A 19,402-nucleotide genomic window follows, 5' to 3' on the forward strand; every position below is an offset into this window, starting at 1 on the left:
TACCAAATCTAATGAATTTAAGACTAATTAAAAAAAGAATACTGCTATGAATTTGTTAAAAGTCCAAAAAAAAAACCATCTGCAAAAACAGATGGTTTCTTTTTCAATATATAACTTTTACAATTATTTGATTTTAAAAGCATTTAAACCCGGGAAATATGCAGTACTTCCTAATTCTTCTTCGATTCTCAATAATTGGTTGTATTTCGCCATACGATCTGAACGAGATGCAGAACCTGTTTTAATTTGTCCACAGTTTAAAGCCACAGCTAAATCTGCAATTGTATTATCTTCAGTTTCTCCAGAACGGTGAGACATTACAGATGTGTAACCAGCATTTTTCGCCATGTTTACAGCTGCAATTGTTTCTGTCAAAGTACCAATTTGGTTAACTTTTACAAGGATAGAATTAGCAATTCCTTTTTCAATACCAGTTGATAAACGAGCTACATTTGTAACAAATAAATCATCACCTACTAATTGTACTTTGTTTCCAATTTTTTCAGTTAAATATTTCCATCCATCCCAGTCATCTTCGTACATACCATCTTCGATAGAAATAATTGGATATTTAGAAGCAAGGTCAGCTAAATAATCAGCCTGCTCTTCAGATGTTCTGATTTTTCCAGTTTCTCCTTCAAATTTAGTGTAATCGTATTTACCGTTTACATAAAATTCTGAAGCAGCACAATCAAGAGCAATCATAATTTCGTCACCGAAAGTATATCCAGCTTTTTCAACAGCAAGTTTGATCGTATCTAAAGCATCTTCAGTACCACCAGCCAAGTTTGGAGCAAAACCTCCTTCATCACCAACAGCAGTACTTAAACCTCTGTCATGTAATACTTTTTTCAAACTGTGGAAAATTTCAGTTCCCATTTGCATAGCATGTGTAAAAGAAGTTGCTTTTACTGGGAAAATCATAAACTCTTGAAATGCAATAGGAGCATCAGAGTGAGAGCCTCCATTAATGATGTTCATCATTGGAACTGGAAGTGTATTAGCAGAAACACCACCTACATATCTGTATAATGGCAAACCTAGTTCGTTAGCAGCAGCTTTTGCAGCAGCTAAAGAAACTCCTAAAATTGCATTAGCTCCTAATTTAGATTTGTTTGGAGTTCCGTCCAAATCAATCATTAATTGATCAATTGTGTTTTGTTCGAAAACAGAAGTTCCAACTAATTCTTCAGCAATAACAGTATTTACATTGTTCACTGCATTCAAAACACCTTTACCTAGATAAGCTTTACCTCCATCACGTAATTCAACAGCTTCGTGCTCTCCAGTTGATGCTCCAGAAGGAACAGCAGCTCTACCTAAAACTCCGTTTTCAGTTACTACATCAACTTCAATAGTAGGATTCCCTCTAGAATCAAGAATTTGTCTTGCGTGAACTTTAATTATAATACTCATTATTTTTGTTTTTTATTAATAAATTATATTTTTTTTCCGAAATTATAAAAATATTTAATACTATAAACGCATTTTAGTTATTAAACACCTTTATTTATTAACTACATCGTTTTAGACCCAGCAAGTTTAATATTCTCAACAAACTGATCAAACAAGTATGAAGAATCATGCGGTCCCGGGCTAGCTTCTGGATGATATTGCACTGAGAAACAATTCTTATTCTTCATTCTCATTCCAGCAACCGTATCATCATTTAAGTGTATATGTGTAAGCTCTAATTCGGGATGACCTTCTAAAGCTTCTCTTTTTACAGCAAAACCATGATTTTGAGAAGTAATTTCACCTTTGCCTGTAATAAGATTTTTCACTGGATGATTAATACCTCTGTGTCCGCCAAACATTTTATAAGTTTTCACTCCATTAGCAAGTGCAATTATCTGATGCCCTAAACAAATACCAAATAAAGGTTTATCATCAGCAATAATTCTTTTTGCTACTTCGATCGCACCAAAAAGCGGATCAGGATCTCCAGGTCCGTTTGACAAGAAATAACCATCAGGATTAAATCCAGTTAAATCTTCGTAGGTTGAGTCGTATGGAAAAACTTTAATGTAACAATCTCTTTTTGCAAGATTTCTTAGAATATTCTTTTTAATTCCAAGATCAAGTGCCGAAATTTTATATGTAGCACTTTCATCTCCTACGAAATAAGGTTCTTTTGTAGAAACTTTTGAAGCCAATTCAAGTCCTTCCATATCAGGAACATTTGCTAACTCTTTTTTCAAGTCTTCCACAGAAGTTCCATCTGTACAGATAACCGCATTCATAGCTCCATTATCACGAATATAACTAACAAGAGCTCTTGTATCAACATCAGAAATACAAATAAGATTTTGTTTTGCAAAATAATCCTCTAAGCTTCCAGAAGCACCTTCTCTAGAATAGTTAAAGCTAAAGTTTTTACAAACTAAACCGGCAATTTTAACACTCTCTGACTCGACTTCTAAGTCATTGATCCCGTAATTACCTATATGCGGATTAGTAGTAACCATTATTTGTCCGAAATAAGAAGGATCAGTAAAAATTTCCTGATATCCCGTCATTCCAGTATTAAAACAAACCTCACCAAAAGTTTTACCGCTGATTCCGATAGACTTTCCGTGAAAAATTGTTCCATCACTAAGTAATAAAATGGCGCTTTTTCGTGTTGTGTATTTCATTATTTAATTTGTATTGTTTTTTATTCAAGTTATAAAACCAAAATTGTGGCTTTAAATGTAATTAGAAATTTTGCAAATTTACTTCTTTAAAGAAGCGCATCCAAGATTTTTTAAAACTTTCACTCATAAAAATAAAACCTATTATTTTAAATATGTTACACTTTTAGATTTTAAAAAATCAAAAAAAAAGGATAAACTAAAAATTAGTTTATCCTTTAATATTATAGAATGATTACTTTCATAATTATTCAGAAGCTTCAGTAGTCGTTTCTGATTCAGCAGCAGGAGCTTCTGGAGCAGCAGTTTCAGCTTTTTTAGCTTTACCACCACGACGGCTTTTTGCTTTTTTAACTTCTTTTTTACCTCCGTTGTAAAGCTCATTGAAATCAACTAGTTCGATCATTGCCATATCAGCATTATCCCCTAAACGATTTCCAACTTTAATGATACGAGTGTATCCACCTGGACGGTCTCCAACTTTAGCAGCCACATCTCTGAACAAGTCAGTTACAGCGTATTTGCTACGTAAGTATGCAAAAACAATACGACGATTGTGAGTCGTATCTTCTTTTGATTTTGTGATTAAAGGCTCAACGAATTGTTTAAGCGCTTTAGCTTTAGCAACAGTAGTGTTAATACGTTTGTGCTCAATAAGAGAACAAGCCATATTAGCCAACATAGCTTTTCTATGCCCAGTCTGTCTGCTTAAGTGGTTGAATTTTTTTCCGTGTCTCATGACGTGTTTTTTTTATCTTCATCTTGCTGCAATCCACTATGGAGAGCAAAATATGAAGTAAATTATTCTTTATCTAATTTGTATTTAGCTAAATCCATTCCGAAAGTTAAATTCTTCACTGCAACAAGTTCATCAAGTTCAGTTAAAGATTTTTTACCAAAATTACGGAATTTCATTAGGTCATTTTTATTGAACGATACTAAATCACCAAGTGTATCAACTTCAGCCGCTTTCAAGCAATTTAATGCTCTCACAGATAAATCCATATCAACAAGCTTAGTTTTAAGCAATTGTCTCATATGCAATGACTCTTCATCATACGATTCTGTTTGTGCAATTTCGTCAGCCTCAAGTGTAATTCTTTCATCAGAAAACAACATGAAATGGTGAATTAAAACTTTAGCAGCTTCAGTAAGAGCATCTTTTGGATTAATAGATCCATCAGTTTTAATTTCAAAAACCAATTTTTCGTAATCTGTTTTTTGCTCTACACGGAAATTTTCGATTGCATATTTTACATTTTTTACCGGAGTAAAAATAGAATCTGTAAAAATCGTTCCAATTGCAGCATTTTGTTTTTTGTTCTCCTCAGCAGGAACGTATCCTCTACCTTTTTCGATTGTTAAATCGAAGTTCAATTTGATTTTAGAATCTAAATTACAGATAACAAGGTCTGGATTCAAAACTTGAAAACCTGAGATAAATTTTTGAAAATCACCTGCTGTTAATTGATCTTTACCAGAAACAGAAATAGTAACTGATTCATTATCGATATCTTCAATTTGACGCTTGAAACGTACTTGTTTCAGATTAAGGATAATTTCGGTAACATCTTCAACAACACCTGAAATAGTAGAAAACTCATGATCTACACCTTCGATACGAACAGATGTAATTGCATAACCTTCTAATGCTGAAAGCAAAACTCTTCTAAGTGCATTACCAACTGTCAATCCGTAACCAGGTTCTAAAGGTCTAAATTCGAATTTACCTTCAAAATCGGTTGAATCGATCATGATAACTTTATCGGGCTTTTGAAAATTAAATATTGCCATAAATTTCGACTAAGTCAATTATTATTTGTTGTACAACTCTACGATTAATTGTTCTTTAATGTTTTCTGGAATTTGAAGTCTCGCAGGTACAGAAACAAAAGTTCCTTCTTTAAGATCATTGTTCCAAGTAATCCATTCATAAACATGACTTGAATTTGATAAAGAACGTTCGATAGCTTCTAAAGATTTAGATTTTTCACGAACTGCAACTTTATCACCAGGCTTAAGGTGGTAAGAAGGAATATTAACAACCTCTCCATTTACAGTAATGTGTCTGTGAGAAACGATTTGACGCGCACCTCTTCTAGATGGAGCAATTCCCATTCTAAAAACAACATTATCTAATCTAGCTTCGCATAATTGTAATAAAACTTCACCAGTTACTCCTTTAGTCGCTGATGCTTTTTCGAATAAATTTCTGAATTGTTTTTCTAAAATTCCATAAGAATATTTAGCTTTTTGCTTTTCCATTAACTGAACAGCATACTCAGATTTTTTTCCTCTTTTTTTAGCCATCCCGTGTTGTCCAGGTGGGTAATTTCTTTTTTCGAAAGATTTATCATCTCCGAAGATTGCCTCGCCAAATTTACGAGCGATTTTGGTTTTAGGACCAGTATATCTTGCCATTTTAAAAAAAATTTTAAGGTAGAAATTATGAATTCAGGTCTAATCCTTCGATAATTTATGTTCTACCTTGTTTATACTATAAAAATAAAAAATTAAACTCTACGTCTTTTTGGAGGACGACATCCGTTGTGAGGCATTGGAGTAACATCGATAATCTCTGTAACTTCAATTCCACCATTATGAATAGAACGAATAGCAGACTCACGTCCGTTACCTGGTCCTTTTACATAAACTTTCACTTTTTTAAGTCCTGCCTCAAGTGCTACTTTAGCGCAATCTTCTGCTGCCATTTGAGCTGCATAAGGAGTGTTCTTTTTAGAACCTCTGAAACCCATTTTACCAGCTGAAGACCAAGAGATAACTTCACCTTTCTTATTAGTCAAAGAAATAATAATGTTATTAAAAGTGGCAGAAATATGAGCCTCACCCGTTGATTCAACGATAACTTTACGTTTTTTTGCAGTTGCTTTAGCCATATTAATTATTATTTAGTTGCTTTTTTCTTGTTAGCAACAGTTTTTCTTTTACCTTTTCTTGTTCTTGAGTTGTTTTTAGTTCTTTGCCCTCTTAATGGAAGACCAGATCTATGACGAATACCTCTGTAACATCCAATATCCATTAAACGTTTAATGTTTAAAGATACTTCAGAACGTAATTCTCCTTCGATTTTGTAAAATGAAACAGCTTCACGAATTGCTCCGATCTCATCATCATTCCAATCTTGAACTTTTTTATCTTGGCTAACTTGAGCTTTTTCCAAAATCTCAATAGCTCTACTTTTCCCTAATCCGAAGATATAGGTAAGTGCAATAACACCTCTTTTGTTTTTTGGGATATCTACCCCTGCTATTCTTGCCATAATTATCCTTGTCTTTGTTTAAATCTAGGATTCTTTTTGTTTATTACGTACAGTCTCCCTTTTCTACGCACGATAATGCACTCGGCACTTCTCTTTTTTACTGATGCTCTAACTTTCATAGTGAATATCCTTTAATATCGATAAGTAATTCTTGCTTTTGACAAATCATAAGGACTCATTTCTAGTTTCACTTTATCACCAGGTAATAACTTGATGTAATGCATTCGCATTTTTCCAGAAATATGAGCAATTACGATATGTCCATTTTCTAACTCTACACGGAACATCGCATTTGACAATGCTTCAATAATTGATCCGTCTTGTTCTATTGCTGATTGTTTTGCCATAAATATATTAAGCTACCGCTTTTCTATTTTTACCAGTCTTCATTAAACCATCATAATGTTTGTTTAACAAGTATGAATTGATCTGTTGAATAGTATCTATTGCAACTCCAACCATAATTATTAATGAGGTACCTCCAAAAAACATTGCCCAAGATTGTTGTACATCCATAATACTTACAACAATAGCTGGGAACACAGCAATCAAAGCAAGGAATAAAGATCCTGGGAAAGTTATTAAAGACATCACTTTATCAAGAAAATCAGAAGTTTCAGCTCCTGGACGAACGCCTGGGATAAAACCACCGCTTCTCTTTAAATCATCAGCCATTTTGTTAGTAGGTACAGTGATTGCAGTATAAAAGAATGTAAATACAATAATTAAAGTTGCAAAAACAAAATTATACCAGAAACCAAACATATTACTAAATGCACCAACAATAGATTGTGATGTGTCTGATTTAGACAATCCAGCTACAGCCGCAGGAATAAACATAATTGCCTGAGCAAAAATAATTGGCATAACTCCAGAAGCATTAAGCTTTAGAGGAATCCATTGTCTATTACCTCCTGCCAAATCTTGCTCGTAATCTCCAGTTGTTGTACGACGAGCGTATTGAACTGGGATTCTACGCACTGCCATTGTAAGCAATACACAAGAGATGATAACTAACAGCCAAACAATAATTTCAATAACTAATAACATTGGACCTCCATTGTTATTGGTAACACGAGTTGTAAACTCTTGGATAAAAGCTTGTGGTAAACGAGCTAAAATTCCAACCATAATTAACAATGAAATACCATTTCCAATACCTTTATCTGTAATTTTCTCTCCAAGCCACATAGCAAAAATTGTACCAGTAACTAAAATTATAACTGAAGAAAACAAAAATTCAGGAGAATTAAAGCCTAGCAAAAATGCATTACTAGGCAATGTTCTGTATAAATTATAGATATAAGTTGGACCTTGAACCAATGTGATAGCGATTGTCAACCAGCGAGTGATTTGATTAATCTTTTTTCTACCACTTTCTCCATCATTTTGAAGTTTTTGTAAATATGGAATCGCAATTCCCATCAACTGAACAACAATAGACGCAGAAATATAAGGCATGATACCTAAGGCAAAAACTGAAGCCTTAGAGAAAGCACCCCCGGTGAACATGTCTAGAATAGATCCTAGACCATTTTTAGTTTGTCCCGCTAAACCAGTCAATTGCGTTGCGTCAATTCCAGGAAGCGTAACGTGTGCTCCAAAACGATATACTAAAAGTAAACCTAATGTAATTAAGATTCTATTTTTTAGTTCTTCGATTTTCCAAACATTACTTATTGATTCAATAAATTTCTTCATCTTAATAGATAAGTTATATAGTTACAGCTTCTCCACCAGCAGCCTCAATAGCCGCTTTTGCAGTTGCAGTAAATTTGTGGGCAGTTACTTTTAATTTTGCTTTCAATTCTCCTCTACCTAAAATCTTAACGATTTCATTCTTAGTAGCTAAACGATTTGCCACGAAATCTGCCATAGAAACAGAATCTGTAATTGCACCGTTATCAACTAATAATTGAAGAGTATCTAAATTAACACCTTCGTATTCTTTACGATTGATGTTTTTGAAACCAAACTTAGGTACACGTCTTTGAAGTGGCATTTGCCCTCCCTCAAAACCAATCTTTTTAGAATAACCAGAACGAGATTTAGCTCCTTTGTGTCCTCTTGCAGCGGTACCACCTTTTCCAGAACCTTCTCCTCTACCTAATCTTTTATTTTGATTGTGTGTAGAACCCTCAGCAGGTTGTAAGTTACTTAAATTCATAACAGTATTTGTTATTTAGTTTCTTCAACAGAAACTAAGTGTTTAACTTTGTTTATCATCCCAAGGATAGCAGGATTTGACTCATGCTCCACAACTTGTCCAATTTTACGTAGACCTAAAGCTTCTAATCCTCTCTTTTGAGAAAGAGGACAGTTGATTTTGCTTCTTACTTGTTTTACTAATAATTTAGCCATAATTTCCTTGAATTAACCTTTAAAAACTTTTTCTAAAGAAACACCTCTTTGTTTTGCAACAGTATGAGCGCTTCTCATTTGCAATAAAGCATCAAAAGTTGCTTTTACTACGTTATGTGGATTTGATGATCCTTGAGATTTAGACAATACGTCGTGGATTCCTACTGACTCAAGAACTGAACGAACAGCTCCACCAGCAATAACTCCAGTACCATGAGATGCTGGAATTAAAAACACACGTGCACCACCAAATTTTCCTTTTTGTTCGTGAGGAACAGATTGACCATTTAAAGGAATTCTAACTAAATTTTTCTTAGCATCTTCTACTGCTTTCGCAATTGCTTCAGAAACATCTTTAGATTTTCCTAATCCGTGACCAACAACTCCATTTTCATCACCTACAACTACAATAGCAGAAAAACCGAAAGCTCTACCCCCTTTTGTAACTTTAGTAACACGATTAACACTTACCAGACGATCTTTAAGTTCAAGACCACTTGGTTTTACCAATTCTACATTTTTGTATTTAGACATAATATATTAGAATTTAAGTCCAGCCGCTCTTGCGCCTTCTGCTAATGATTTAATACGACCGTGATATAAATATCCACCTCTATCAAAAGTAATGGTATCAATCCCAGCTTTTAACGCTTTCTCTGCAACTAATTTTCCAACAGCAGCAGCAATTTCAACGTTAGTACCTTTTCCTATTTCTTTTTCTCTCGAAGATGCAGCTAATATAGTAACTCCATTTACATCATCAATAAGTTGAGCATAAATTTCTTTGTTACTTCTAAATACAGATAGTCTTGGTTTAGCAGCAGAACCACTAATCGTTTTTCTAATTCTGAATTTAATTCTCTGTCTTCTTTCAGATTTTGTTAATGACATAATCTTATTTTTTAAGCTGATTTACCTGCTTTTCTTCTTAATACTTCACCCACAAATTTAACACCTTTTCCTTTATATGGCTCAGGCTTACGGAAACCTCTGATTTTCGCAGCAACTTGACCTAAAAGTTGTTTATCAAATGATGTTAATTTTACGATTGGGTTCTTACCTTTTTCAGATATTGTTTCTAAAGATACTTCTGGAGCAATTTCTAAAACAATATTGTGAGAATATCCAAGAGCTAAATCTAATTTTTGACCTTGGTTTGAAGCTCTATAACCAACTCCAACTAATTCTAGTTCTTTTGTAAAACCTTCAGAAACACCAATAATCATATTATTGATCAAAGATCTAAATAATCCGTGTTTTGCTCTGTGGTCTTTATGATCAGACGATCTTTCAACTGAAACTTGATCGCCTTCAACAGTTACATTTACGTCCGAAAACTCCTGAACTAATTGACCTTTTTTTCCTTTTACTGTAATAATACCGTCTTTAACTTCTACAGTTACACCAGCAGGGATTACAATTGGGCTTTTACCTATTCTTGACATCTTATCTAGTGTTTAAAATTAGTATACGTAACAAATTACTTCACCACCTACATTTAACTGCTTAGCTTGTTTTCCTGTCATCAAACCTTTTGATGTAGAAACAATAGCAATTCCTAATCCGTTAAGGATTCTTGGTAATTTGGCAGCACCTGCGTACTTACGTAAACCAGGTTTACTAATTCTTTGGATATCTTTAATTACAGGCTCTTTAGTATCTTTATCGTACTTTAAAGCAATTTTGATAGAACCTTGAACAGTGTTCGTTTCAAATTTGTAACTTAAGATGTAACCTTGATCAAATAAGATCTTAGTTATTTCTTTTTTAAGATTAGAAGCCGGAATTTCAACAACTTTGTGGTTTGCAGCCACAGCGTTACGAACTCTAGTCAAATAATCTGCAATAGGATCTGTATACATATGTATTTGATTGCGATTATGGTTTTCAGGAAGCACTCTGCCTCCTGAACCTTTAATCAATTTATAAACTTTTTTAAATTACCAGCTGGCTTTTTTTACACCTGGAATTAATCCATTGTTAGCCATTTCACGGAAAGTTACACGTGAAATACCGAATTGACGGATATAACCTCTTGGTCTACCTGTTAATTTACAACGATTGTGCAAACGAACTGGTGAAGCATTTTTAGGTAATTTTTGTAGACCTTCATAATCTCCAGCTTCTAATAAAGCTTTTCTTTTTTCAGCGTACTTAGCTACCGTTTTCTCTCTTTTAACCTCGCGGGCTTTCATTGATTCTTTAGCCATGTCTTAATTCTTTTTAAAAGGTAATCCTAATTCAGCCAATAATGACTTTGCTTCCTTATCTGTTTTTGCAGTAGTAACAAAAGTAATATCCATTCCTGAGATTTTGTTTACTTTGTCAATATCAATTTCTGGGAAAATGATTTGCTCCAAAACTCCAAGATTGTAGTTACCTCTTCCGTCGAAACCAGTAGCTTTAATACCACCGAAATCTCTAACTCGCGGTAAAGCAGAAGTAATAAGTCTATCTAAAAACTCATACATTCTTTCACCACGTAAAGTAACTTTTGCTCCAATAGGCATCCCTTTTCTCAATTTGAAAGACGCAACGTCTTTCTTTGAAATTGTAGATACTGCTTTTTGTCCAGTGATCTTTGTTAACTCATCAACAGCATAGTCAATAAGTTTCTTATCAGATACAGCTGCACCAACTCCACGGCTCAAAACGATTTTTTCAAGTTTTGGAACTTGCATAACGTTTGTATATCCGAACTCTTCTTTAAGAGCAGAGATTACTCTACTCTTATATTCTTCTTTTAGTCTAGGTGTATATGCCATTACTATAGTACTTGATTAGATTTTTTTGAAAATCTTACTTTCTTATCTCCTTCTACTCTAATACCTACTCTAGTTGTTTCCTTAGTTTTAGGATCAATTATTGCAATGTTAGAAATTTGAATAGAAGCTTCTTTTTTAACGATACCACCTTGAGGGTTTTTAGCACTTGGTTTTGTATGTTTCGAAACCATGTTTACACCTTCAACTATCGCTTTATTTTTCTCACGGTAAACACGTAGAACTTTACCTTCAGCACCTTTATGGTCTCCAGCAATAACTCTTACGATATCTCCTGATTTAATTTTTAGCTTTATCATCTTAAAACGAATTAAAGCACTTCTGGTGCTAATGATACAATTTTCATGAATTGTTTTTCACGAAGTTCTCTTGCTACCGGACCAAAAACACGAGTTCCTCTCATTTCCCCTGCAGCATTCAAAAGAACACATGCATTGTCATCGAAACGGATATAAGAACCATCAGCTCTTCTCACTTCTTTTTTGGTACGTACAACAACTGCAGTTGAAACAGCTCCTTTTTTAACGTTACCGTTAGGAGTTGCATCTTTAATAGATACTACAATCTTGTCACCAACAGAGGCATACCTTCTTTTGGTACCTCCTAAAACACGGATAGTTAAAACTTCTTTTGCTCCCGTGTTATCTGCTACTTTTAGTCTTGATTCCTGTTGTACCATAATTATTTAGCTCTTTCTAAGATTTCAACTAATCTCCAACATTTTGTTTTACTTAAAGGACGCGTTTCGCTAATTCTTACAGTATCTCCAATGTTACAGTCGTTTGTTTCGTCGTGTGCAACATATTTCTTAGTTTTCAACACGAACTTACCGTATAATGGGTGTTTTACTTTTCTTACTTCAGCAATAACAATAGATTTATCCATTTTATTTGAAGTAACAACACCTATTCTTTCTTTTCTTAAATTTCTTTTTTCTTCCATCTTTCAGCAGAATACAATTATTGTAACTCTCTTTTAGTTAACTCTGTAGCTAATCTTGCAACTGTTCTTCTAACGCTTCTAATTTGAAGTGGGTTAGCAATTGGAGAAATAGCGTGAGCCATTTTTAGGTCAGCATATACTTTCTTAGTTTGACTAAGTTTTTCTTGCAACTCCGCTGCAGAAAGATCTTTTATTTCTGATTGTTTCATAATAAATATAAATTATGCTTCGAAATCTCTAGCAACGACGAACTTAGTTTTTACTGGAAGTTTCTGAGCTGCAAGACGTAAAGCCTCTTTTGCAACTGATAACGGAACTCCTCCAACTTCAAACATAATTCTTCCTGGTTTAACAACAGCAGCCCAATACTCAACTGCTCCTTTACCTTTACCCATACGTACTTCAAGAGGTTTCTTAGTAATAGGTTTGTCTGGAAATATTTTAATCCATAATTGTCCTTCTCTCTTCATGTAACGAGTTGCAGCGATACGTGCAGCTTCAATTTGACGAGAAGTTAAGAACATACCATCTTCATGTACAGATTTAATACCAAACATTCCATTTGAAAGTTCGTGCCCTCTTTGAGAGTTACCTTTCATTTTACCTTTTTGTACCTTACGGTATTTTGTTCTTTTAGGCTGTAACATTTTTCTTTAGTTTAAAAATTTACTTTCTTTTACGAGCGTCTGGTTTTCCGCCTTTGTTAAAGTTAGATTTGCCTCTAGGAGCATCTCCACCTTTTCCACCACCTGTACCAGATTGTTTTTTGTCCATTCCAGCAAGCGGAGAAAGCTCTCTCTTACCGTAAACTTCACCTTTCATGATCCATACTTTGATACCCATTCTACCATAAGTAGTGTGAGCTTCAGCCAAAGCATAATCAATATCAGCTCTGAAAGTTGATAGAGGAATTCTACCTTCTTTGAAACCTTCTGAACGCGCCATCTCAGCACCATTCAAACGTCCAGAAATCAAAACTTTGATACCTTCAGCGTTCATACGCATAGAAGCAGCAATAGCCATTTTGATTGCACGTCTGTAAGAAATACGGCTTTCGATTTGACGAGCGATGCTTGTCGCCACAAGATAAGCATCTAATTCAGGTCTTTTAATTTCAAAAATGTTAATTTGAACCTCTTTGTCAGTAACTTTCTTAAGTTCTTCTTTCAACTTGTCTACCTCTTGCCCGCCTTTTCCGATAATGATACCAGGTCTAGCAGTAGTGATAGTAACGGTTACAAGTTTCAAAGTTCTCTCGATGATTACTTTTGATACACTAGCTTTTGATAAACGAGCATGGATATACTTTCTGATTTTGTGATCTTCGGCAAGTTTATCACCGTAATCATTTCCACCATACCAGTTTGAGTCCCATCCTCTGATGATACCAAGTCTATTTCCAATTGGATTTGTCTTTTGTCCCATGCTGCTTAAGAATTGCTTTGTGTGTTATTGATAGCTCCAAGCACGATTGTAACGTGATTAGAACGTTTTCTTATTCTGTGTGCACGACCTTGTGGAGCTGGACGAAGTCTTTTCAACATCATTCCACCATCTACTCTGATCTCTTTAACAAATAATCCAGCCTCTTCTAAATTACCTTCACTATTTTTTTGCTCCCAGTTATTGATTGCAGATAATAATAGTTTTTCTAATTTTCTTGAAGCTTCTTTAGAACTGAATCTTAAAATGTTAAGTGCTCTTTCTACCTTCTGACCTCTTACCAAGTCCGCTACTAAGCGCATTTTTCTAGGTGAAGTAGGGCAGTTATTCAATTTTGCGAAAGCAATAGACTTATTAGCCTCTTTTCTCGCATCTGCTGTTTCTCTTTTACGAACTCCCATTGCTTCTTATTTTTTACCTTTATTTTTTGCTCCAGCATGACCTCTAAAAGATCTAGTTGGTGAAAACTCTCCTAATTTGTGACCTACCATGTTTTCTGTTACGTAAACTGGTACAAATTGACGACCGTTATGAACTGCGATAGTTTGTCCAACAAAGTCAGGAGTAATCATAGAAGCTCTAGACCAAGTCTTTACCACTCCTTTGTTTCCGTTTTCAATGTTTTCTTGAACTTTCTTGTCTAATTTATAATGAACGAAAGGTCCTTTTTTTAATGAACGTGCCATATCTTATTATTTCTTTCTACGTTCTACGATATACTTGTTACTCGGGTTTTTCTTAGAACGAGTTCTGTAACCTTTAGCTGGCAATCCGTTTCTTGAACGTGGGTGCCCTCCAGAAGAACGTCCTTCACCACCTCCCATAGGGTGATCAACTGGGTTCATCGCTACTGGTCTAGTTCTAGGTCTTCTTCCTAACCATCTTGTTCTACCTGCTTTTCCAGATACAACTAATTGGTGGTCAGAATTAGAAACAGCTCCAATTGTAGCCGAACAAGTTAACAAGATCAATCTTGTTTCTCCAGATGGCATTTTAATTGTTGCATATTTCCCGTCTCTTGCCATTAACTGAGCAAAAGTTCCAGCTGAACGAGCAATAACAGCTCCCTGTCCTGGACGTAACTCAATACAAGATATAACAGTTCCAAGAGGAATTCTGCTTAAAGGTAATGTATTACCAATCTCAGGTTGAGATTCTGGACCAGAAACTAATTTCTGACCAACTTTCAATCCGTTTTGAGCAATTACATAAGTTTTCTCTCCATCAGCATAAGCTAATAAAGCGATAAATGCAGTACGATTTGGATCATATTCGATTGATTTCACTGTAGCTGGAATTCCATCTTTAGTTCTTTTGAAATCAATAATACGATATCTCTGCTTGTGACCACCACCCGTATAACGCATGGTCATCTTTCCTTGACTATTTCTACCTCCAGAGTTTTTTATCGGTGCTATCAAAGAGCGTTCCGGCTTATCAGTTGTAATGGCGTCATAACCATTCACAACTCTAAATCGCTGACCTGGGGTAATAGGTTTTAATTTTCTTACTGACATTTTTCTATCTTAGATATTGTTGTAAAAATCAATTGTTTCTCCTTCTTGTACTTGAACAATTGCTTTTTTAATTGCATTTGTCTTTCCACTGATTAAACCACTTTTAGTGTATTTAGTAGATCTATCTGGCCTTACGTTCATCGTGTTAACCGAAACGATAGTTACTCCATAAGCAGCTTCAACAGCTTTCTTAATTTGAACTTTGTTTGCTTTTTTGTCAACAACGAATCCGAAGCGATTTAGAACTTCACTTTCTTTGGTTACTTTTTCCGTTACTATAGGTCTAATTATGATACTCATATTCCTATTATTTACTTAAATTTTCTTCAATTAACTCTAAAGAACCTTCCAAAAGCACTAAATTATTAGCGTTTAATATTGCGTAAGTGCTTAATTCTGAGCTAGTTACGACGCTAGAAGCCTTTAAATTGCGTGACGACAAATATACGTTTTTATTTGACTCTCCCAACACAAATAGAGATTTTTTATTTTCTAACCCTAAAGCTTTCAAAACGTTAATGAAATTTTTAGTGTTTGGCGCTTCAAAATTAAAGTCTTCAAGAACAACTATGCTTGATTCTTTTGCTTTGATTGAGAAAGCTGATTTTCTAGCCAATCTTTTTAAGCTTTTATTCAATTTAAATGAATAACTTCTTGGTCTTGGTCCGAAAACTGTTCCACCACCTTTAAACAACGGATTCTTAACACTTCCTGCACGAGCAGTACCAGTTCCTTTTTGTTTTTTAATTTTACGTGTACTTCCAGTTACTTCAGCTCTTTCTTTAGCTTTGTGAGTACCTTGTCTTTGATTAGCAAGATATTGCTTAACATCAAGATATACAGCGTGATTGTTTGGTTCAATTGCGAATACTGAATCAGAAAGTTGAACTTTTCTACCAGTATCTTTTCCGTTGAAATCTAATACTTTTACTTCCATTACTTCTGAATGATTACATAAGAGTTTTTATGTCCAGGAACACATCCTTTAATAACAAGTAAGTTCTTTTCAGCAACCACTTTTAAAACTCTAAGGTTTTGAACTTTTACATTTTCTCCTCCCATTCTTCCAGCCATACGCATTCCTTTGAATACTCTAGATGGATAAGAAGAAGCTCCTACAGAACCTGGCGCTCTTAAACGGTTGTGCTGACCATGAGTAGCTTGTCCAACACCACCAAAACCGTGACGCTTAACAACACCTTGGAAACCTTTACCTTTAGACACACCTTGTACATCTACAAATTCTCCTTCTTCAAAAATAGAAACATCAATAAGATCTCCTAATTTTTGTTCAGTTGCGAAATCTTGGAATTCAACGACTTTTTTCTTAGCAACAGTTCCAGCTTTTTTAAAGTGACCTAAAGCCGCTTTAGTAGAATGTTTCTCGTTTTTGTCATCGAAACCTAGCTGCAACGCTTCGTACCCGTCAACACCTTTGGTTCTGACTTGGGTAACAACACATGGACCAGCTTCGATTACTGTACAAGGAATATTTTTCCCGTTTTCGTCAAAAATACTAGTCATGCCGATTTTCTTACCAATTAACCCAGACATAAATATTAATTATTAATTACTAAAATTCCCTTCAATTTGAAAATAACAGAAATTTCCAAACAGGGAGTGCAAAAGTAGACATTAAAATTGAATATACCAAACAGTTATAAAAATTAAATCGCTCATAATCAAAATCCAAGCATCAAATGAGCCACAAAAGAAACTTCTTGTCACACTAAACTAATAGGCTTTATTCCAATAATAAGCAGGACAACACTTAACAATTATTTAATCAAAGAAAAATAGAAAACATCGCCAGCACCCTAAAACAAAGAGAATTACGTCCAGCAACAAATCAAAAAGCTAACAAAAAAGAAAGCTTCCGAAATTTCAAAACCTAAAAAGTAAAACAAAAAAAGCGAGACAGAAATGCCTCGCTTTTTATATATAAAATATAATAAAAAATTATACTTTTATCTCTACTTCAACCCCACTTGGCAATTCAAGTTTCATTAAAGCATCAATAGTTTTAGATGAAGATGAATAAATATCAATCAATCTCTTGTATGACATTACTTCAAATTGCTCTCTCGCTTTTTTGTTAACGTGCGGAGAACGTAATACAGTGAAAAGTTTTTTGTGAGTTGGCAACGGAATTGGACCTGTTACAACTGCTCCAGTAGTTTTTACTGTTTTCACGATCTTTTCAGCAGATTTATCTACCAACATGTGATCGTAAGATTTTAGTTTTATTCTGATTTTTTGACTCATTTTCTTAAAATTAAGCGTTACCTTTTGCTTTTTTGATTACCTCTTCTGAAATATTAGAAGGTGTTTCTGCATAGTGAGAAAACTCCATAGTTGAAGTAGCTCTACCAGAAGATAATGTTCTTAATGTAGTTACATATCCAAACATTTCTGATAAAGGAACATCAGCTTTAATAGTTTTAGCACCATTTCTATCACCCATGTCATTAACCTGACCTCTACGACGGTTCAAGTCACCAACGATATCACCCATATTTTCTTCTGGAGTAATAACTTCAATTTTCATGATTGGCTCAAGAATAACAGCTCCAGCAGCACGTCCTGATTCCTTATAACCCATTCTTGCAGCTAATTCAAAAGAAAGAGCATCAGAATCCACAGGGTGGAAAGATCCATCTAATAAAGTTACTTTTAAACTATCAACAGCATATCCAGCTAATGGACCTGTTTTCATAGCCTCACGGAAACCTTTCTCAACAGCAGGAATATACTCCTTAGGAACGTTACCACCTTTTACTTCATTAACAAACTGTAATCCTACAGGAACTTTACCATCAACTTCATCAGCAGGCTCGATTCTAAATACGATATCACCGAATTTACCACGACCTCCAGATTGTTTCTTGTAAGTTTCTCTATGCTGAGCAGATCTTGTAAACGCTTCCTTATATTCAACTTGAGGCTCACCTTGGTTCACTTCAACTTTAAATTCACGTTTCATACGATCAACTAAGATATCTAAGTGAAGCTCACCCATACCAGAAATAATAGTTTGACCTGAAGCCTCATCTGTTCTAACTGTAAATGTCGGATCCTCTTCAGCTAATTTAGCCAAAGCCATACCCATTTTATCAACGTCAGCTTTAGTTTTAGGCTCGATAGCAATACCAATTACCGGCTCTGGGAATTTCATAGATTCCAAAATAATTGGATTCTTTTCATCACACAAAGTATCTCCAGTTTTAATATCTTTAAATCCTACAGCTGCACCAATATCTCCAGCCTCAATATATTCGATTGGATTTTGTTTATTAGCGTGCATTTGGTAAATACGAGAAATTCTCTCTTTATTACCTGAACGAGTATTTAAAACATAAGAACCAGCATCTAAACGACCAGAGTAAGCACGGAAGAAAGCTAAACGACCTACGAATGGGTCAGTAGCAATTTTAAACGCTAAAGCAGCAAAAGGCTCTTTTACATCTGGCTTACGCAAGATTTTAGTTTGATCTTCTTCTAACAATTCAGCATCATCAGGGTGAATACCCTCAATACCTTCTTTGTCTAATGGAGATGGTAAATACTTACATACAGCATCTAACATAAATTGAACTCCTTTATTTTTGAAAGAAGAACCTGCAAGCATTGGAATGATAGCCATATCAATAGTAGCAGCTCTTAATGCATTGTTGATTTCTTCCTCTGTAATAGAGTTTTCATCTTCCATGTATTTATCCAAAAGATTCTCGTCATAAGTAGCGATCTCTTCGATAAGGATAGAACGGTAGTGTTTTACATCATCAACCATATCAGCAGGGATATCAACGATATCAAAAGTTGCTCCTTGAGTTTCATCATGCCATACGATAGCTTGATTTTTCACTAAGTCAACAATACCTTTAAAATCTGCTTCATCACCAATAGGTAAAGTAATTGCAACCGCATTCGATTTCAACATATCTTTAACCTGTCCGCATACAGCTAAAAAGTTAGCACCTTGACGGTCCATTTTGTTTACGAATCCCATACGAGGAACTCTATATTGATCAGCAAGTCTCCAGTTAGTTTCTGATTGAGGCTCAACACCATCAACAGCACTAAATAAGAAAACTAATCCATCAAGTACACGCAAAGAACGGTTTACCTCTACAGTAAAGTCAACGTGTCCAGGAGTATCAATAATATTAAAGTGATAAGGCAATGATTCTGGAAGAACCTTACCTTGCTCAGTTGGAAAATTCCAAGTACAAGTTGTAGCAGCAGAAGTAATTGTAATACCTCTTTCTTGCTCTTGTGCCATCCAGTCCATTGTTGCAGCACCATCGTGCACTTCACCAATTTTATGCGACTTTCCAGTATAAAAAAGAATACGCTCAGTAGTTGTTGTTTTACCAGCATCAATGTGAGCAGCAATCCCGATATTTCTTGTATATTTTAAATCTCTAGCCATTTCTTTACGAA

At 34.7% G+C, this 19,402-nt stretch carries 32 protein-coding genes; all 32 read right to left on the reverse strand.

Annotation, left to right across the window (positions count from 1 at the left end):
- Nucleotides 1-123 precede the first annotated feature (123 nt).
- On the reverse strand, nucleotides 124-1,416 hold the full coding sequence (eno, locus tag HYN86_RS01820) for a phosphopyruvate hydratase (protein ID WP_057114915.1): 1,293 nt from the start codon (nucleotides 1,414-1,416) through the stop codon (nucleotides 124-126).
- A gap of 101 nt (nucleotides 1,417-1,517) precedes the next feature.
- Nucleotides 1,518-2,636 carry a glutamine-hydrolyzing carbamoyl-phosphate synthase small subunit gene (carA, locus tag HYN86_RS01825; protein ID WP_113676533.1) on the reverse strand — a complete coding sequence of 373 codons (1,119 nt, stop codon included), beginning with the start codon at nucleotides 2,634-2,636 and terminating at the stop codon, nucleotides 1,518-1,520.
- Between the two features lie 244 nt (nucleotides 2,637-2,880).
- Nucleotides 2,881-3,372, reverse strand: a complete 492-nt coding sequence (gene rplQ, locus HYN86_RS01830; RefSeq protein WP_113676534.1) for a 50S ribosomal protein L17 — start codon at nucleotides 3,370-3,372, stop codon at nucleotides 2,881-2,883.
- 62 nt (nucleotides 3,373-3,434) lie between these two features.
- Nucleotides 3,435-4,427 (reverse strand): DNA-directed RNA polymerase subunit alpha, encoded by a 993-nt coding sequence (locus HYN86_RS01835; RefSeq protein WP_008464329.1) that lies wholly within the window; start codon nucleotides 4,425-4,427, stop codon nucleotides 3,435-3,437.
- Between the two features lie 21 nt (nucleotides 4,428-4,448).
- Nucleotides 4,449-5,054, reverse strand: a complete 606-nt coding sequence (gene rpsD / locus HYN86_RS01840; protein WP_008464326.1) for a 30S ribosomal protein S4 — start codon at nucleotides 5,052-5,054, stop codon at nucleotides 4,449-4,451.
- Nucleotides 5,055-5,146: 92 nt separating this feature from the next.
- Nucleotides 5,147-5,530, reverse strand: coding sequence for a 30S ribosomal protein S11 (gene rpsK / locus HYN86_RS01845; protein ID WP_026727866.1), 384 nt, complete (start codon nucleotides 5,528-5,530; stop codon nucleotides 5,147-5,149).
- A gap of 8 nt (nucleotides 5,531-5,538) precedes the next feature.
- Complete coding sequence (gene rpsM / locus HYN86_RS01850) at nucleotides 5,539-5,913, reverse strand: 30S ribosomal protein S13 (RefSeq protein ID WP_095952360.1); 375 nt, start codon at nucleotides 5,911-5,913, stop codon at nucleotides 5,539-5,541.
- Between the two features lie 2 nt (nucleotides 5,914-5,915).
- Nucleotides 5,916-6,032, reverse strand: a complete 117-nt coding sequence (gene ykgO / locus HYN86_RS01855) for a type B 50S ribosomal protein L36 (protein ID WP_002987490.1) — start codon at nucleotides 6,030-6,032, stop codon at nucleotides 5,916-5,918.
- A gap of 12 nt (nucleotides 6,033-6,044) precedes the next feature.
- Nucleotides 6,045-6,260: a translation initiation factor IF-1 gene (gene infA / locus HYN86_RS01860; RefSeq protein WP_007136545.1), complete on the reverse strand. Its 216-nt coding sequence runs from the start codon at nucleotides 6,258-6,260 to the stop codon at nucleotides 6,045-6,047.
- 7 nt (nucleotides 6,261-6,267) lie between these two features.
- A complete protein-coding gene (secY, locus tag HYN86_RS01865; RefSeq protein WP_007803669.1) occupies nucleotides 6,268-7,614 on the reverse strand; it encodes a preprotein translocase subunit SecY in 1,347 nt (448 codons plus the stop codon).
- Nucleotides 7,615-7,627: 13 nt separating this feature from the next.
- Nucleotides 7,628-8,080, reverse strand: coding sequence for a 50S ribosomal protein L15 (gene rplO / locus HYN86_RS01870; RefSeq protein ID WP_113676535.1), 453 nt, complete (start codon nucleotides 8,078-8,080; stop codon nucleotides 7,628-7,630).
- A gap of 11 nt (nucleotides 8,081-8,091) precedes the next feature.
- The gene (gene rpmD, locus HYN86_RS01875; protein ID WP_113676536.1) at nucleotides 8,092-8,274 is read right to left on the reverse strand and encodes a 50S ribosomal protein L30; all 183 of its coding nucleotides are present in this window, start codon (nucleotides 8,272-8,274) and stop codon (nucleotides 8,092-8,094) included.
- A gap of 12 nt (nucleotides 8,275-8,286) precedes the next feature.
- Nucleotides 8,287-8,811, reverse strand: a complete 525-nt coding sequence (gene rpsE / locus HYN86_RS01880; protein ID WP_085949269.1) for a 30S ribosomal protein S5 — start codon at nucleotides 8,809-8,811, stop codon at nucleotides 8,287-8,289.
- A 3-nt stretch (nucleotides 8,812-8,814) separates the two neighbouring features.
- Nucleotides 8,815-9,165, reverse strand: a complete 351-nt coding sequence (gene rplR, locus HYN86_RS01885; RefSeq protein ID WP_083572173.1) for a 50S ribosomal protein L18 — start codon at nucleotides 9,163-9,165, stop codon at nucleotides 8,815-8,817.
- A gap of 11 nt (nucleotides 9,166-9,176) precedes the next feature.
- Nucleotides 9,177-9,719 carry a 50S ribosomal protein L6 gene (gene rplF, locus HYN86_RS01890; RefSeq protein WP_113676537.1) on the reverse strand — a complete coding sequence of 181 codons (543 nt, stop codon included), beginning with the start codon at nucleotides 9,717-9,719 and terminating at the stop codon, nucleotides 9,177-9,179.
- A gap of 18 nt (nucleotides 9,720-9,737) precedes the next feature.
- Nucleotides 9,738-10,136 carry a 30S ribosomal protein S8 gene (rpsH, locus tag HYN86_RS01895; protein WP_029272051.1) on the reverse strand — a complete coding sequence of 133 codons (399 nt, stop codon included), beginning with the start codon at nucleotides 10,134-10,136 and terminating at the stop codon, nucleotides 9,738-9,740.
- A gap of 78 nt (nucleotides 10,137-10,214) precedes the next feature.
- A complete protein-coding gene (gene rpsN, locus HYN86_RS01900) occupies nucleotides 10,215-10,484 on the reverse strand; it encodes a 30S ribosomal protein S14 (RefSeq protein WP_031456037.1) in 270 nt (89 codons plus the stop codon).
- A gap of 3 nt (nucleotides 10,485-10,487) precedes the next feature.
- Complete coding sequence (gene rplE / locus HYN86_RS01905; RefSeq protein ID WP_012022484.1) at nucleotides 10,488-11,039, reverse strand: 50S ribosomal protein L5; 552 nt, start codon at nucleotides 11,037-11,039, stop codon at nucleotides 10,488-10,490.
- A 2-nt stretch (nucleotides 11,040-11,041) separates the two neighbouring features.
- Nucleotides 11,042-11,356: a 50S ribosomal protein L24 gene (gene rplX, locus HYN86_RS01910; protein WP_113676538.1), complete on the reverse strand. Its 315-nt coding sequence runs from the start codon at nucleotides 11,354-11,356 to the stop codon at nucleotides 11,042-11,044.
- 11 nt (nucleotides 11,357-11,367) lie between these two features.
- A complete protein-coding gene (rplN, locus tag HYN86_RS01915; RefSeq protein ID WP_007803649.1) occupies nucleotides 11,368-11,736 on the reverse strand; it encodes a 50S ribosomal protein L14 in 369 nt (122 codons plus the stop codon).
- A 2-nt stretch (nucleotides 11,737-11,738) separates the two neighbouring features.
- A complete protein-coding gene (gene rpsQ, locus HYN86_RS01920) occupies nucleotides 11,739-11,999 on the reverse strand; it encodes a 30S ribosomal protein S17 (RefSeq protein ID WP_007803646.1) in 261 nt (86 codons plus the stop codon).
- 17 nt (nucleotides 12,000-12,016) lie between these two features.
- Entirely contained in the window at nucleotides 12,017-12,208 is a 192-nt protein-coding gene (rpmC, locus tag HYN86_RS01925; protein WP_008464297.1) for a 50S ribosomal protein L29, read from the reverse strand.
- 12 nt (nucleotides 12,209-12,220) lie between these two features.
- Entirely contained in the window at nucleotides 12,221-12,646 is a 426-nt protein-coding gene (gene rplP / locus HYN86_RS01930) for a 50S ribosomal protein L16 (protein ID WP_017495016.1), read from the reverse strand.
- Nucleotides 12,647-12,665: 19 nt separating this feature from the next.
- Nucleotides 12,666-13,424 (reverse strand): 30S ribosomal protein S3, encoded by a 759-nt coding sequence (gene rpsC, locus HYN86_RS01935; RefSeq protein ID WP_008464292.1) that lies wholly within the window; start codon nucleotides 13,422-13,424, stop codon nucleotides 12,666-12,668.
- 5 nt (nucleotides 13,425-13,429) lie between these two features.
- Nucleotides 13,430-13,843: a 50S ribosomal protein L22 gene (gene rplV, locus HYN86_RS01940; RefSeq protein WP_007803631.1), complete on the reverse strand. Its 414-nt coding sequence runs from the start codon at nucleotides 13,841-13,843 to the stop codon at nucleotides 13,430-13,432.
- A 6-nt stretch (nucleotides 13,844-13,849) separates the two neighbouring features.
- Nucleotides 13,850-14,128: a 30S ribosomal protein S19 gene (rpsS, locus tag HYN86_RS01945; RefSeq protein WP_007803626.1), complete on the reverse strand. Its 279-nt coding sequence runs from the start codon at nucleotides 14,126-14,128 to the stop codon at nucleotides 13,850-13,852.
- A 6-nt stretch (nucleotides 14,129-14,134) separates the two neighbouring features.
- The gene (gene rplB, locus HYN86_RS01950; RefSeq protein ID WP_035650459.1) at nucleotides 14,135-14,959 is read right to left on the reverse strand and encodes a 50S ribosomal protein L2; all 825 of its coding nucleotides are present in this window, start codon (nucleotides 14,957-14,959) and stop codon (nucleotides 14,135-14,137) included.
- 9 nt (nucleotides 14,960-14,968) lie between these two features.
- The gene (gene rplW, locus HYN86_RS01955) at nucleotides 14,969-15,259 is read right to left on the reverse strand and encodes a 50S ribosomal protein L23 (protein WP_012022489.1); all 291 of its coding nucleotides are present in this window, start codon (nucleotides 15,257-15,259) and stop codon (nucleotides 14,969-14,971) included.
- Nucleotides 15,260-15,266: 7 nt separating this feature from the next.
- Complete coding sequence (rplD, locus tag HYN86_RS01960) at nucleotides 15,267-15,896, reverse strand: 50S ribosomal protein L4 (RefSeq protein ID WP_113676539.1); 630 nt, start codon at nucleotides 15,894-15,896, stop codon at nucleotides 15,267-15,269.
- Nucleotides 15,896-16,513 (reverse strand): 50S ribosomal protein L3, encoded by a 618-nt coding sequence (rplC, locus tag HYN86_RS01965; protein ID WP_057114922.1) that lies wholly within the window; start codon nucleotides 16,511-16,513, stop codon nucleotides 15,896-15,898. The genes rplD and rplC overlap by 1 nt, the downstream gene beginning before the upstream one ends.
- A gap of 405 nt (nucleotides 16,514-16,918) precedes the next feature.
- On the reverse strand, nucleotides 16,919-17,224 hold the full coding sequence (rpsJ, locus tag HYN86_RS01970) for a 30S ribosomal protein S10 (protein WP_007803605.1): 306 nt from the start codon (nucleotides 17,222-17,224) through the stop codon (nucleotides 16,919-16,921).
- Nucleotides 17,225-17,234: 10 nt separating this feature from the next.
- Nucleotides 17,235-19,391: an elongation factor G gene (gene fusA / locus HYN86_RS01975; RefSeq protein WP_113676540.1), complete on the reverse strand. Its 2,157-nt coding sequence runs from the start codon at nucleotides 19,389-19,391 to the stop codon at nucleotides 17,235-17,237.
- Nucleotides 19,392-19,402: the final 11 nt, after the last annotated feature.

The sequence above is a fragment of the Flavobacterium fluviale genome (assembly GCF_003312915.1).
GTDB lineage: Bacteria > Bacteroidota > Bacteroidia > Flavobacteriales > Flavobacteriaceae > Flavobacterium > Flavobacterium fluviale.